The sequence below is a fragment of the Nitrosomonas sp. GH22 genome (assembly GCF_009833115.1).
In the GTDB taxonomy this organism is placed as follows: Bacteria; Pseudomonadota; Gammaproteobacteria; order Burkholderiales; family Nitrosomonadaceae; genus Nitrosomonas; species Nitrosomonas eutropha.
The window spans coordinates 1-14,382 of sequence record NZ_QRCA01000013.1; the positions used below are offsets into that span (position 1 = coordinate 1).

12 protein-coding genes and 1 pseudogene are annotated in these 14,382 nt (G+C 48.0%); 7 read left to right on the top strand and 6 right to left on the bottom strand.

The window, feature by feature from the left end; genetic code table 11:
- A pseudogene (locus ABF86_RS05495) lies at positions 1-233 on the bottom strand (IS481 family transposase); the annotation flags it as partial.
- Positions 234-308: 75 nt separating this feature from the next.
- Between ABF86_RS05495 and ABF86_RS05500 the strand changes: the two are divergent.
- Positions 309-3,158 carry an EAL domain-containing protein gene (locus ABF86_RS05500; RefSeq protein ID WP_240142244.1) on the top strand — a complete coding sequence of 950 codons (2,850 nt, stop codon included), beginning with the start codon at positions 309-311 and terminating at the stop codon, positions 3,156-3,158.
- Positions 3,159-3,228: 70 nt separating this feature from the next.
- On the opposite strand, the gene ABF86_RS05505 is transcribed toward ABF86_RS05500, so the two are convergent.
- The 5 genes from ABF86_RS05505 to leuS all read right to left on the bottom strand — a co-directional run bounded on the left by ABF86_RS05505 (position 3,229) and on the right by leuS (position 8,261).
- On the bottom strand, positions 3,229-3,399 hold the full coding sequence (locus ABF86_RS05505; protein WP_160803492.1) for a hypothetical protein: 171 nt from the start codon (positions 3,397-3,399) through the stop codon (positions 3,229-3,231).
- A 236-nt stretch (positions 3,400-3,635) separates the two neighbouring features.
- Entirely contained in the window at positions 3,636-4,052 is a 417-nt protein-coding gene (locus tag ABF86_RS05510; RefSeq protein ID WP_074684802.1) for an OsmC family protein, read from the bottom strand.
- Positions 4,053-5,126: a DNA polymerase III subunit delta gene (holA, locus tag ABF86_RS05515; protein WP_074684801.1), complete on the bottom strand. Its 1,074-nt coding sequence runs from the start codon at positions 5,124-5,126 to the stop codon at positions 4,053-4,055. It lies immediately after the preceding gene.
- A 14-nt stretch (positions 5,127-5,140) separates the two neighbouring features.
- Entirely contained in the window at positions 5,141-5,635 is a 495-nt protein-coding gene (lptE, locus tag ABF86_RS05520) for an LPS assembly lipoprotein LptE (RefSeq protein WP_011634480.1), read from the bottom strand.
- 19 nt (positions 5,636-5,654) lie between these two features.
- A complete protein-coding gene (leuS, locus tag ABF86_RS05525; RefSeq protein ID WP_011634481.1) occupies positions 5,655-8,261 on the bottom strand; it encodes a leucine--tRNA ligase in 2,607 nt (868 codons plus the stop codon).
- Positions 8,262-8,415: 154 nt separating this feature from the next.
- Here leuS and queA point away from each other — a divergent pair, with 154 nt between their 5' ends.
- The 6 genes from queA to ABF86_RS05555 all read left to right on the top strand — a co-directional run bounded on the left by queA (position 8,416) and on the right by ABF86_RS05555 (position 14,375).
- Positions 8,416-9,456 (top strand): tRNA preQ1(34) S-adenosylmethionine ribosyltransferase-isomerase QueA, encoded by a 1,041-nt coding sequence (gene queA / locus ABF86_RS05530; protein WP_011634482.1) that lies wholly within the window; start codon positions 8,416-8,418, stop codon positions 9,454-9,456.
- Positions 9,453-10,538, top strand: coding sequence for a tRNA guanosine(34) transglycosylase Tgt (gene tgt, locus ABF86_RS05535; RefSeq protein WP_011634483.1), 1,086 nt, complete (start codon positions 9,453-9,455; stop codon positions 10,536-10,538). The genes queA and tgt overlap by 4 nt, the downstream gene beginning before the upstream one ends.
- Positions 10,539-10,602: 64 nt before the next feature.
- On the top strand, positions 10,603-11,067 hold the full coding sequence (yajC, locus tag ABF86_RS05540) for a preprotein translocase subunit YajC (RefSeq protein WP_011634484.1): 465 nt from the start codon (positions 10,603-10,605) through the stop codon (positions 11,065-11,067).
- 86 nt (positions 11,068-11,153) lie between these two features.
- A complete protein-coding gene (gene secD / locus ABF86_RS05545; RefSeq protein ID WP_011634485.1) occupies positions 11,154-13,001 on the top strand; it encodes a protein translocase subunit SecD in 1,848 nt (615 codons plus the stop codon).
- Positions 13,002-13,025: 24 nt separating this feature from the next.
- A complete protein-coding gene (gene secF / locus ABF86_RS05550; RefSeq protein ID WP_011634486.1) occupies positions 13,026-13,958 on the top strand; it encodes a protein translocase subunit SecF in 933 nt (310 codons plus the stop codon).
- Positions 13,959-13,997: 39 nt separating this feature from the next.
- Entirely contained in the window at positions 13,998-14,375 is a 378-nt protein-coding gene (locus ABF86_RS05555; protein WP_011634487.1) for a DUF971 domain-containing protein, read from the top strand.
- Positions 14,376-14,382 lie beyond the last annotated feature (7 nt).

Sequence of the window (14,382 nt, forward strand, 5' to 3'; positions counted from 1 at the left end):
TGTTTGCGAAACGCCACAACAGCGGCTTCTTCTTCCAGACTTAAAACAGTCGAGTGCGACTCTTTGGGGCCCATCGGTGCATCGTGGGTGAATTCCCGCTTCCGCCACTTCGCTACCGTTTTTGGATTAATCCCATGCCGCTTGGCCAGAACATTCAGACTCTCTTGACTATTTTGTATCGCTCGACGCACCGCCGCTGTCGTGCGGGCGCTTCCGTGTAATATCTGTCCCATAAATCATCCCTCCGTAGCTGGTTATATGTTACACCAGCACACCGTGGGACTAAACATCTAAGCTGGAAAATTTCCTTGCTGAGCAGTCTGATTTTGCTGCTTGTGGTAACCACGTTCAGCATGATCAACTACAACAGCCTGATCGATAGCATTGATCAACAAAGAGAAACACAATACCAGCGTTACGCTAGAGAAATAGAAAGCCTAATCGGGCGCAATTCTGAAAGTTTACACGGACTCGTCAGAGTTATTCCCTACTTAAAAGGGATGAAGGCCAGCCTGCAAGCAGCTAACTCACAGAAAATACTCACAACCTTTGAACGGTACTGGACCTTGTTCCAGATTCAGAGCGATATCGAAGATATTCGTTTCTATAGTTCTTCCGGATCATTGCTTGCACGGTGGGGCAACTTTGATGCCAATGCATACCGGGATAACCTTATTCTTGAGCATGTTCGTGAAGTCAATACGCGTGAACATCCTGCTACGTTGATGATCTGTGTTGAAAGCTGTACTCAATATATCATTGAGCCATTGCTGATTGATGGGGTACGAACGGGTGCCATTGTTATTGGCTCTTCTCTGGTTGATGTTTTTTTGAATTTCAAACGTGCTTCCGATTCTGATATTGGCCTGTTTGTCGGACGTACTGTGAATAACACACACAACAACATACTGTCAGATAACAATGCTTTCATGGGGATACCTGAATGGAATGTCTCCATTACGGCTCTGACAAACAGCGGCAAAAATCTCACCATCCTGAGCAAAGTAGCCAAAAGTCACCCAAATCTTGCAGAAATTGAACAAGGTATCCAACATGAATGGAATAACAGACATTATCAGATCAAGCTGCTCCCGCTGCATGGTATCCGTATATCTGACCAAGGGCAGCTGGTTATTATTACCGAAGTAACTGATACCGTCCAGGCAATCCAGAATTCCATTTGGCGTATTGTCGTCATCGGGCTGATCGGGATGGTATTTTCAGAGATCATCTTGTTTAGCATGATTTCAAGACCGCTATCCCGCCTCAAATATATCGTATCGCTCCTGCCATTGCTGGCCGGGAGAGGATTCGGCAGTTTCCGCAGTGCTCTTTCCTCGCACTGGCGAAGGCGTCGGTTGAATGATGAAATTGATCTTCTGCACGATGCATCACTCACGCTTTCACATAAGCTTGAAAAATTGGAGGAAAAAGTTGCCTACCGCACCCGCATGCTGGTTCAACAACGTGACGAACTCAGCAAGGAAAAAGATTTTATTGAGAATCTGCTGGATACCGCACAAGTCGTCGTCCTGACACAGGATGCCAGCGGAAAAATAATCATGACTAATACATACGGTGAAATACTGACCCGGTACAGCGAAGAGGAGCTGCAGGGTAAGCACTTTATGGAGCTGTTGGCGCCGGATGGTGAGCAATATAATCTGGATGTATATTTACTGGAAATCCGTAAGGGAAATCGTGATCAGTTACGGCATGAAGCAATCGTACTATGTAAAGATGATTCAAAACGGAATGTTGCCTGGCTCCATTCTCGCCTGACGTGGCAATCCAAGGATGATCCTTCCGTGATTCTTTCCGTTGGACTCGACATTACCGAGTACAAGCGGGTGGAGGGTCATCTGGCGTGGCTTGCTGATCATGATCCACTGACAAATCTGTACAACCGCCGCCGTTTCAGTGAAGAACTGGAACAGATTCTCAGTTGGGCGGAAAGATATCAGCATCCCGGGGCATTGCTGTTTTTCGATCTTGATCGATTCAAGTTTGTAAATGATACCAGTGGTCACCAAGCGGGTGACGCGATGTTGAAAATGGTCGCTGACATGTTATCCCGTACCGTTCGTACGGCTGATATTGCTGCCCGGTTGGGTGGGGATGAATTCGCTGTTATCCTGCCTGAAATCATGCCCGGAGCTGCCATTGAAGTTGCCAAAAAAATTCTGGCCCGGCTGGGTGAAACACAACTTTCACTTAATGGCAGAACACACAATATTTCAGCCAGTATCGGCATTGCGATCTTTCCCGAACATGGAAATAATGTTCACGACTTGCTGGCCGCTGCTGATCTTGCAATGTATCAGGCCAAGGAAACGGGGCGTGGAACCTGGCATCTGTTTTCCAGCGATGATCAATCACGTGAACGCGTGCGTACACTAGTTTACTGGAAAGAAAAAATTGAATACGCCAATGCGCATGATCGGTATCTGCTCTATCTGCAGCCCATTCAAACCTTGCGCGACGGAATGACCCATCATTACGAAGTCTTGCTGCGTATGCAGGATGAAGACGGAACCATTCATCCTCCTGGAGCATTCATCCGTGCAGCAGAACATACCGGCCTTATCCACAAAATCGATCATCTGGTGCTGCACAAGGCAATTGCATTGGCCGCAAGAATCAATCGAGCAGAAAATAGGCGCATTGGCTTCTCCATTAACCTGTCAGCACACGCCTTTAACGATCCGGAACTATTACCGACCATCAGCCAGGCGCTTTCAGTTAACCAGATTGATCCTGGCCTGTTAATGTTTGAAATAACAGAAACAGCTGCCTTGGATAATTTGCCCGGGACACGTAGCCTTTTGTATGATCTCAAGCAACTCGGCTGTGGTTTTGTATTGGATGATTTTGGGGTGGGGTTCTCTTCTTTCTATTATCTTCGTGAATTGCCGGTTGATGCGGTCAAGATCGATGGCTCGTTTATCCGTAACCTGGCGAGCAATCCCGATGATCAGATACTTGTCAGTGCACTGTGCAGCGTAGCAAAGGGATTTGGTAAAAAAATCACTGCAGAATTTGTTGAAAACAAGGAAATACTGAGCATCCTTGACAAACTGGAGGTCGATTTTGCACAGGGCTATTACATCGGCATGCCAACCTTGGCAGAAAAACTCTTCCCTGATACTAACGGCTAATGATTAAAGAATTATGCGGATAAAAAAACCGCCCCGAGGGGCGGTTAGAAAATTTGAACCATATCTCTTCTCAATTTTTGTTTTGTTCTGTCTTAGGTTCAGACTTATCTACATTGTCAGGCATGGAATCACGTTCCATTGACATGCTGGGTGGATAGTTGGCGGGTTTATCCGTATCAAGACATCCAGTCAAAGTAACAGCTGTAATCATTGCGGCAATCAGTATATGTAAGAGTTTCATTTTCCCTATCTCCCTATAGCTATTTAAAAATAATATAGTGTCTTTCTCTACACTTTTTCTGCCTGGCCTTCGTTCCCGAAAAACCAGCGCTCGCTATTATTATCAGAATAAAAATTTATTGTCCAGAAATTTATAAGCGGCGTGTAGACTGACTTTGAGATCGTTTTGGAACTCATTGAAAGTTTGGAAAAATCAATATCCCCATCCTGTTTCAATCTGTATTTTAAGGTGCCTATTTAACCAGCAATAACTTCATAATCGTGCGTGATGTTAACTGTCGCCTTCAGCATCATGGAAGCAGAGCAGTATTTTTCGGCAGATAAACTGATTGACCGTTCCACTTGCCGCAAATCCAGGTTTTTCCCGGTAATGATGAAATGCAAATGAATATGGGTGAATACTTTCGGATCTTCAGTTGCACGTTGCGCATCCACTTCAACCTGGCATCCGGTAATTTCCTGACGACCTTTACGCAAAATATGTACGACATCAAAGGAGGTACACCCTCCCAAGCCAAGCAATATCATTTCCATTGGACGTGGGCCTTGATTTTTCCCGCCTGCTTCCGGTGCGCCATCCATGAGTACAGAATGCCCGCTCCCAACCTGTCCGAGAAAACTGACTCCTTCCTGCCATGCAATTTTTGCTTTCATTTATTTTAGAGATAAGTTGATCGTAGATAGAAAACTATTCTTTTCGATTGCCTTACAACGATTGTCATCAACAGCAAAATACATTCCGAGCTTTAAAAGTGCTTCCCAGATATCTCCTTTCGTGACTCCCTTGATCATTCGATCAATGGCAGCCGCCTGCAGCAAAGCCCGCACCAGCAATTGATAGTGAGTACGGTGAAAGATACCTGCAATCAGTTTTTGCCTTGAAGGCCACACGCGCAATGCTGCCATGGCTTGTTCCAGCGTCATACCCCGACTGGAGTTCTTGGTCAGGTGGATTTTTATCAGCAAACGAATCTGCTCTGACAAAATAGCCAGTATCAGTGGCGGAGCTACCCCCTCCCCCTGCAACCCCTCCAGAATACGGTTATAACGTACCATATCGGCTGTCAGCATAGCTTCCGGCAGCTGCAGCACATCAAAGCGTGTAACATCCAGAATGGCATTCCTGATCTGCTCAAAAGTTAATTTACCGACAGGATAGAGTAATCCCAGCTTTTTTATTTCCTGATGAGCTGCCAGCAGATTACCTTCAACCTTATCCGCAAAGAATTGCAATGTATCCCGATCCGTTGTTTGCTTCTGCTGCCCAAGACGCTGTTTGATCCAGTGGGGCAACTGATCACGCCTGACCGGTTTTATTTCGGTGATCCGGCCGGTACGTTCGAATGCCTTGAACCACTTGCTGGCACGTCCCTGTTTATCAATTTCCGGTAACGTCACAATGGTCACGGTATCGCGCGGCAGATGCTGACAAAATTTTTCGATAATCATACTGCCTTCCCTGCCCGGTTTACCGGATGGAATACGTAAATCAAGTATGCGACGTTCGCTGAACAGGGAGGATTGACGTCCCCAATGAAACAGGTTTATCCATTCAAATCGCTGATCAATCGTAAAGATTTCACGCGCAATGTAACCCTGATCTTTGGCATGGGCACGAATCCGGTCGGTTGCTTCCGTGACCAACAGTAACTCATCCCCCAGCACAACATACAGAGAGGCAACACCTTCACCAGGTTGACTGGTCACAGGCTTCGGATCTAGTCGCATGCGTTATACACATCTCACCCGAGGGTAACAGCCGTAATCTGGCGAAGAATCTGTTGTACGGCATCTTTCTGCATATCCTTGTACAGCATTTCTTCCTCTGCTGCCTTGGCCAGCTCCTGTGCATCCAGGTACGGAAGAATGCGTGTCAACCTGATTTCCTGCAAGGGTGCCAGCTCGGTATTATGTGAATCCAGCAGCCGAGCAGCTACCCGGTAAATTAGCTCAAACTCACGTACCCTTCCTCCCTCCGAGAGAGAAAGAATTCTTTTTTCCCGGATCGCATGCACAATCTGAACAACTGCGTCGGATTTTTCGATCTTCTTTACTACTCGTGCTTGCGTATGGGTAGTAATTACTCGCTCAAGATCAGAGCCAATAGTCATCCCTGCAGGCGCTCTAATATAGATCCGCTCAAAAGGAAGTTCGGAAACCTGCCCGCGCAACTTGAAGCCACAGGCAGCCAGATTCAATACCAGCAAGATGGACAGTAAAGCTCGCAACGTTATCATCCGCAAAATACCTGTTTTGTTAAACAACAATATTGACCAGTCTTCCCGGCACGATAACTACCTTCCTGATTGGCTGCCCGGCAATATTCCTCTGAACATGCTCATGCTCCAGAGCTATCCGCTCAATAGTGGCCTGATCTGCTTCCCTGGCAATACGTATTTGCCCGCGCAACTTGCCATTGATTTGAACCACGATTTCGATTTCATCCTGGATCAGCGCCTGCTCATCTGCCTGTGGCCAAGGCTGATCAAGCAGCTCAGTACCAGGCCTGAGTTCACGCCACAAGATATGACAGATATGCGGAACAATGGGTGAAAGCAGCAGTACGCTGTTTTCCAGCGCTTCCTGCATGAGCTGGCGTGCAGCTGGGCTGATATCTTGTACGCCGGCCAGCTTGTTCATCAGCTCCATCACCGCAGCAATTGCGGTATTAAACGTGTGGCGCCGTTCAAGATCATCAGTTACCTTGACTATCGTCTGATGCAATTGACAACGTAAATCCCGCAGATCGGCTGGATATTCCAAATGCGGTATTGCGTCAGTTGCAGACATGTCACTTCCCTGCTGCCTGTGCAGATAAACCTGTCGCCATAGCCGTTTGAGAAAACGGAAAGCACCTTCGACACCGGCATCTGACCATTCCAGTGTCTGCGTGGGCGGGCTGGCAAACATCATAAACAAACGGGCAGTATCGGCACCATATTGTTCGATAATTTCCTGCGGGTCGATGCCATTATTTTTTGATTTCGACATGGTGCCAATACCACCGGATTCAACCGGCTGACCATCTGCCTGCAGCACGGCACCGATTTTTTTCCCTTCTGCATCATACTGCACATCGACTTCTACCGGATTGAAGTACTGAATCCGGCCGTTGCCGGTTTTACGGAAAAATATTTCATTCAGCACCATACCTTGCGTCAGCAGATTGGCAAAAGGCTCATCGAATGACACCAGCCCGAGATCACGCATGACTTTACTCCAGAAACGTGAATACAGCAGATGCAGGATGGCGTGCTCAATGCCACCGATATATTGATCAACCGGCAACCAGTAATTGGCTCGCTGATCAGTCATAGCAGCCTGCTGATCCTGACAAGCGTAACGGATGAAATACCAGGAAGAATCAACAAATGTATCCATGGTGTCGGTTTCACGATGCGCCTGCTGCCCGCAGCGCGGGCAGGTACACTCATAGAACGACGGTGTTTTTGTCAGTGGATTACCGGAGCCATCCGGCACCAGGTCTTCCGGCAAAGTAACGGGTAGCTGATCATCCGGTACCGGTACCACACCACATTGATCACAATGAACCAGCGGAATCGGGCAACCCCAGTAACGCTGCCGTGAAATGCCCCAGTCACGCAGACGATACCGTACACGCTTCTCCCCCTGTTCCTCCAGTTTCAGCTTCGTAGCGATAGCATCAACCGCATCCATTGATTTCAGACTGGAAAATTCGCCGGAATCAAATGTCACACCATAACCAGTAAAAGCCTGCGCAAGTGGTGCAGGTAATTCACCATCTTCCGGCTTGATAACAGGTCTGATTGGCAAAGCATACTGGCGGGCAAAATCAAAATCGCGTTCATCATGCGCCGGCACTGCCATAACAGCCCCTTCGCCATAGCTCATCAGCACATAGTTGGCGACCCACACCGGCAAGCGTTCGCCCGTCAATGGATGCAGGACATACAGCCCGGTAGCCATGCCTTTTTTTTCCTGGAGCGCCAGCTCGGCTTCCATAGTTGCGCCTTGCCGGCAGGATTCAATAAAAGCGGCCAGCTTGGGCTGATTTTGTGCTGCGTATAAAGCAACCGGATGTTCTGCAGCCACTGCCACATAAGTCGCTCCCATCAGCGTATCCGCCCGGGTGGTAAAGACTTTCAGCGCTTGCGGCATTCCGGATGCAATATCTGGTGAAAAAATAATATCCACGCCGTAGCTTTTACCAATCCAGTTAGCCTGCATAGCTTTTACACGCTCCGGCCAACCAGGCAAATTCTCCAGACCAGCCAGTAGTTCATCCGCATAACGGGTAATAGCCAAGTAATAACCGGGGATTTCCCGTTTCTCGACCACCGCTCCGGTACGCCAACCACACCCATCAATGACCTGCTCATTGGCCAGTACGGTCTGGTCAACCGGATCCCAGTTGACTACCTGTGTTTTCTGATACGCAATACCCTTTTCCAGCATGCGCAAAAACAACCATTGATTCCAGCGATAATATTCTGGATCACACGTGGCCAGCTCCCGCTTCCAATCGATAGCCAACCCCAGACTCTGCAACTGGCTACGCATGTAGGCGATATTGTCATACGTCCATTTTGCAGGCGGCACACCCTTCTGGATGGCAGCATTTTCAGCCGGTAATCCAAATGCATCCCAGCCCATCGGCTGCATGACGTTATACCCCTGCATACGACGATAACGCGACAATACATCCCCGATCGTATAGTTGCGCACATGCCCCATATGCAACTTGCCAGAAGGATAAGGAAACATGGACAGGCAATAATATTTCGGCTTATCAGGTATTTCGGTTGTATTGAAAATGCCCGTTTCCTGCCAGCTTTGCCGGGCCTGTTGTTCTATTTCCTGTGGATGATATTTTTCTTGCATGGATAGATGGAGTTTTCTGACGGATGAAAATTAAAAAATTAATTATACAGTCAACCATTCTGACTGGCAGAAAGCTCCTTGCAAAAACCTCTCATTGCGACACTCTTTCCTAAAAAATACAGGCCCTTTACTGGTCACCGGTATAATCCGCAGCATGAAAACTGATGATTTTGATTTTTCCCTTCCTAATGAGCTAATTGCACAGCTTCCACTCGCAAACCGGGCAGATAGCCGAATGCTGTATATAAACAGCCGTCAATCTGATTTACGTGATGCGGCTTTCAAGGATCTGCCTGCTTACCTTAAACAAGGTGATGTGATCGTGTTCAACAATACTCGTGTTGTCAAAGCCCGGTTGGCAGGCTTCAAATCCACCGGCGGCAAGGTCGAAGTCATGATTGAGCGTATTCTGGGCACACATCAGGCACGAGCATTGATCCGCGCCAGTCATGCGCCGGCGATTGGTTCCACGTTATTGCTGGAAAATGCGATTACCGTGCAGGTAGAAGCACGTGAACAGGATATTTACACACTGCGCTTCATACACTCACAGCCACTCATCGAATTGCTTGATCAATATGGACACACTCCGCTACCTCCCTATATTGGACGCATAGCCACAGCTTCTGATGAAAGTCGTTATCAGACTGTTTTCGCCCAAGAAACTGGAGCGGTTGCAGCCCCCACTGCAGGCTTGCATTTTGATGAAACCATGCTGACAACATTACAGACTCTGGGGATAAAAATTGCTTGGGTCACCTTGCACGTCGGCGCTGGAACTTTCCAGCCAGTGCGCGTGGAAAATATCAATCAGCACATTATGCATACCGAGCAATACCATATCCCGACAGAAACGATAGAAATTATACGGAGATGCAAGGCCGGTGGTGGAAGTGTGCTCGCAGTTGGCACCACCAGCTTGCGTGCACTGGAAGCCAGCGCGTTGATTGGCGATGGCGAGCTGGTTGCTGGATCGAACGAAACCAATCTGTTTATTACTCCCGGATTTCAGTTCCGCGTTGTAGACCGACTGCTGACCAATTTTCATCTGCCTCGCTCCACCTTATTGATGCTGGTATCCGCTTTTGCTGGCATAGAGACTATTCGTCATGCCTATCAGCACGCCGTTAATAATCATTATCGTTTTTTCAGTTACGGGGATGCCATGCTGATTGAGGGCGATAGCCGATCATGAAATTTCAGCTGCATTGCCACGACCATCACGCCAGACGAGGAACGTTGACGCTTGCCCATGGCATGATAGAAACACCGGCCTTCATGCCGGTTGGCACTTATGGTGCAGTCAAAGGATTATCTCCAGACGAGCTACAAACCCTGGGGGCCGAAATCATTCTGGGCAATACTTTTCATTTATGGTTGCGCCCCGGGCTAGAAGTGATTGAAGCGCATGGCGGATTGCACCGGTTTATGCACTGGGACGGGCCTATCTTGACCGATTCAGGCGGATTCCAGGTATTCAGCCTGGGCGCGTTACGCAAAATCAGCGAAGAAGGGGTACGTTTCCGCTCGCCAGTCAATGGCGATACCTGCTTTCTGACACCGGAGGAGTCCATGCGCATCCAGCGTGTGCTGAATTCGGATATTGTCATGATTTTCGATGAATGCACCCCCTATCCGGTCGATATGCAAATTGCCGAAGATTCCATGCAATTGAGTCTGCGCTGGGCTGAGCGCTCGAAAGCAGCGCATGCCGGTAATCCAAACGCACTGTTCGGTATCGTGCAAGGTGGCATGTACGAATCGCTGCGCGATCGCTCAATAGCCGGTTTGTATAATATTGGTTTTGATGGATACGCTATTGGCGGATTATCCGTAGGCGAACCCAAGCTGGAAATGCAGCGGATCCTCAGCCATACCGCGCCACAGCTGCCGGTAGACAAGCCACGTTATCTGATGGGGGTAGGCACGCCTGAGGATATTGTTCGTGCTGTTGAACAGGGTATTGATATGTTCGATTGCGTGCTGCCTACCCGCAATGCACGCAATGGCTGGCTCTATACCAGCCAAGGTGTTCTCAAGCTGCGCAACAGCCGTTACCGGCTGGATACCTCCCCGCCGGATGAAAATTGCGATTGCTATACCTGTCGCCATTTTACCCGTGCCTATCTGCATCATCTGCAGCGCACCGGAGAAATGCTCGGCGCCCGGCTCAACTCGCTGCATAACTTACACTACTACCAACGGCTCATGTCTGATATCCGTAAGGCGATTGAAGCTGGTCAGTTTGAACAGTTTGCATGCAGATTTTCCGGCTAGAACTTCATGCTAAAATACATAACGATTCAGTTTCCATTCATACCCAATTGAAGGAGAAGACCTTATGCTCATAAAAGAAGCTTTCGCCCAGGCCGCCAATAGTACGGCTCAGACTTCCGACCCCACTCTGATGAGCTTTCTACCCATGATTGGTATCGTGGTCATTTTTTATTTTTTGCTGATCCGTCCGCAAACCAAGCGGGCCAAAGAGCAAAAACAAATGCAGAACGAATTACAGAAAGGTGACGAGATTATCATCAGTGGAGGAGAACTGGGCCGAGTTGTGAGCACCGGAGACAGCTACCTCACCATGGAAATTGCAGTAGGCGTTGAAATTACCGTACTCAAATCTTCCGTTCAAACATTATTGCCCAAGGGAACGCTCAGAAGCATAGAAACCGGCAAAAGCAGCCGGGCACTCAAAAGCGGCAAGCAGAAATCTAATGAACCCCGCCAGGCCGAACCGGAAAATAAAGAAACTGAAATCAGTGAAGCTGATTCAACAAAACAGGATAACGAAAAGAATTAATTTACCGGTATGCTCCGCTCTTTTTCGATTATCTGAAATTGTGGCGTAACTTCCGGCACCCCCTTTCTTCTGAAATACTGGCCATTATGAACCGCTACCCCCTCTGGAAATATATCGTCATCGCTGTTTCAATCCTGCTTGGACTGCTGTACACCCTGCCTAATTTTTTTGGTGAATCCCCCGCTGTTCAGATTTCACCACTACGAGCTGACGTACGGACCGATACAGCACTTTTGCAACGTTTGGAACAAGTCCTTAACCAGCAAAATCTTCCGTATAACGGAACAATACTGGAAGCAACCGGGATCAAAATCCGGTTTGCCGATACAGATACTCAGATCAAGGCGAAAGATATTCTAAGTTCCGAAGTTGGTAGCGATTATGTTGTTGCACTAAACCTGCTGCCCAACTCCCCGCAATGGATGCGTCACATTGGTGCTTTGCCCATGTATCTGGGTCTGGATCTACGCGGCGGAGTTCATTTTATGTTGCAGGTGGATATGGCAGGTGCGCTCACAAAATCCCTCGATCGTTTCAGCGCTGATCTGCGCAGTACATTGCGTGAGCAAAGGATCCCTTCTGCCGGTATTGAGCGGGATCGGTCAAAAATTATAATCAGATTCCGCGATGAGCAAGCACGGGAAAAAGCAATTACGGAACTTGGAAAAGCATTTGAAGATCTCGCTTTTCAATCAGAAGAAGTTGGCGGAGAAGCACGTCTGACAATCTCCATCAAGCCGGAAGCACTAGTGCGTATGCAAAATACTGCCGTCCAGCGCAATATCACCACGCTGCGCAACCGAGTCAACGAGCTGGGTGTGGCAGAACCGATTATTCAGCAGGCAGGGGCCGATCGGGTAATCGTGCAGTTACCGGGTGTACAGGATACTGCCAAGGCGAAGGATATTCTGGGCAGAACCGCCACGCTGGAAGTACGCATGGTCGATGAAGAGGGTGATATTGATGCCGCCTTGCGCGGATCAGTTCCTCCTGGCACCGAATTGTTCACCGAGCGCGGGGGTGGCCCACTCTTGGTCAAAAAACAGATCCTGCTTACCGGTGACCGTATCACGGACGCCCAACCCGGATTTGATCAGGATCACCAACCTGCTGTCCATTTGACACTAGACAACAATGGTTCACGAATTTTCAAGCAGCTAACACGTAATAACGTAGGTAAGCGCATGGCCATTCTGCTGGTGGAAAAAAATCTGACCGAGGTGGTTACTGCGCCGGTTATTCGCGAAGAAATCGGTGGCGGGCGCGTACAGATCAGCGGAAAAATGAGCAGTATTGAAGCACGTGATGTTGCTCTGCTGTTGCGTGCGGGTGCGCTGGCTGCCCCCATGGAAATCGTCGAGGAGCGTACGATAGGACCAAGCCTGGGAGCTGAAAATATCTCCAAAGGCTTCAATTCGACTCTGTTTGGTTTCCTGGCGGTAGCCACATTCATCATGGCTTATTACTCGGCCATTGGTGTCATCTCTGTTGTGGCACTCGCCATCAACCTGCTGTTTCTCATTGGATTGCTCTCAATCTTGCAAGCGACATTAACACTCCCCGGAATGGCCGGAATGGCGCTGACTGTCGGGATGGCAATTGACGCAAACGTACTGATCAATGAACGTATCCGCGATGAAATCCGCCATGGTGCTTCACCACAGGCAGCCATCCATGCCGGGTATGAGCGTGCATGGGATGCGATTATCGATACCAACCTAACCACGTTACTGGCCGGCCTTGGCTTGATGATATTCGGTAGCGGGCCGATAAAAGGTTTCGCTGTCGTACTATGTCTGGGAATTCTGACCACACTCTTCAGTGCAGTCACCGTTTCGCGCGCAATGGTTAATCTATTGTACGGAAACCGCAAACTTGCGCGTGTCCCGATCGGAACCATCAAAATATCGAAGAAAAGTAGCAACAAACATTAAAATACTCACTGAAACTGGATAACCATGGATTTTTTCAGATTCGAACGCGATATTCCTTTTACTCGCTGGGGAAAATTATCAATGACTTTTTCCCTGATCATCTCCATCCTGGCGATTTATTCTCTCGTCACAAAGGGATTGAATCTTGCAGTAGATTTTACTGGCGGCACCGTGATGGAAATCAGCTACCAACAGCCTGCTGATCTCGATAAAACCCGCAAAGTCCTTGCCAGCATCGGAATGCCTGATGCAATTGTGCAGAATTTCGGGACATCCCGGGATGTCATCATCAGACTTCCTGTCAAGGCAGAACACACCGGGGGCAATTTGTCCGAGACTGTTATGACAGCGCTCAAAAAGGATGATCCCTCAGTTGAAATGAGGCGGGTGGAATTCGTAGGTCCGCAGGTTGGAGATGAGTTATTGGAAAATGGCTTGCTGGCAATGCTGTTTGTTTCCATGGGCATAGTTGCCTATCTGGCTTTCCGATTTGAATGGAAATTTGGTGTTTCTTGTATTATTGCCAACCTGCATGACGTATTAATTATTCTGGGTTGTTTCTCCTTTTTTCAGTGGGAATTCGACCTGACTGTTCTGGCTGCTGTACTGGCTATCCTGGGCTATTCGGTAAATGAGTCTGTAGTCATCTCTGATCGGATTCGAGAAAATTTCCGCAAATTACGTAAAGCAGATGTAACGAGAGTAATTAATAACGCTATTACCGAAACTATGTCGCGCACCGTAATTACTCACGGAAGCACACAACTGGTTGTGATCTCTATGCTTTTATTTGGTGGAGAGGCATTACATAATTTTGCGTTAGCACTCACAATTGGCATTTTGTTCGGTATTTATTCCTCCATCATGATTGCCAGCCCGATACTTCTATTACTGGGAGCCAAGCGAGAAGATCTGGTCAAAATTGAACGTAAACCTCAGGAAGAAGCTGTGCCATGATGTTGTTTTTGGTATCTCGAATAAAAAATTTTTGATTTTATGGCTGGACTCAATCCACAAACACCCATTCCTACAGAGTTAAAGTTGTATCGTAAATCAGGAGTGTTAAGTGTAACCTTCAACGATGGGAAATCCTTCAGATTTCACTGTGAATTCCTGCGAGTTTATTCACCTTCTGCTGAGGTACGTGGCCACGAGCCCGGCCAGGAAGTTTTACAAACCGGTAAAAAGGATGTAACTATCACACATATTGAACCAGTTGGCCGGTATGCTGTGAGGCTGGATTTTTCTGATGGCCACAATACTGGATTGTATTCATGGGACTTACTTTATGATTATGGCTTGAACCAAGAAATCATGTGGCAAAATTACCTGCAACGACTGGGAGCTTCCGGCAGTAGCCGCGAAGTAAAATAGCAATACT

Coding starts and splice junctions, on each gene's coding strand:
- ABF86_RS05505 (WP_160803492.1), bottom strand. CDS start 3,399: ATGAAACTCTTACATATACTGATTGCCGCAATGATTACAGCTGTTACT.
- ABF86_RS05510 (WP_074684802.1), bottom strand. CDS start 4,052: ATGAAAGCAAAAATTGCATGGCAGGAAGGAGTCAGTTTTCTCGGACAG.
- queA (WP_011634482.1), top strand. CDS start 8,416: ATGAAAACTGATGATTTTGATTTTTCCCTTCCTAATGAGCTAATTGCA.
- lptE (WP_011634480.1), bottom strand. CDS start 5,635: ATGATAACGTTGCGAGCTTTACTGTCCATCTTGCTGGTATTGAATCTG.
- secF (WP_011634486.1), top strand. CDS start 13,026: ATGGATTTTTTCAGATTCGAACGCGATATTCCTTTTACTCGCTGGGGA.
- secD (WP_011634485.1), top strand. CDS start 11,154: ATGAACCGCTACCCCCTCTGGAAATATATCGTCATCGCTGTTTCAATC.
- ABF86_RS05555 (WP_011634487.1), top strand. CDS start 13,998: ATGGCTGGACTCAATCCACAAACACCCATTCCTACAGAGTTAAAGTTG.
- tgt (WP_011634483.1), top strand. CDS start 9,453: ATGAAATTTCAGCTGCATTGCCACGACCATCACGCCAGACGAGGAACG.
- holA (WP_074684801.1), bottom strand. CDS start 5,126: ATGCGACTAGATCCGAAGCCTGTGACCAGTCAACCTGGTGAAGGTGTT.
- yajC (WP_011634484.1), top strand. CDS start 10,603: ATGCTCATAAAAGAAGCTTTCGCCCAGGCCGCCAATAGTACGGCTCAG.
- leuS (WP_011634481.1), bottom strand. CDS start 8,261: ATGCAAGAAAAATATCATCCACAGGAAATAGAACAACAGGCCCGGCAA.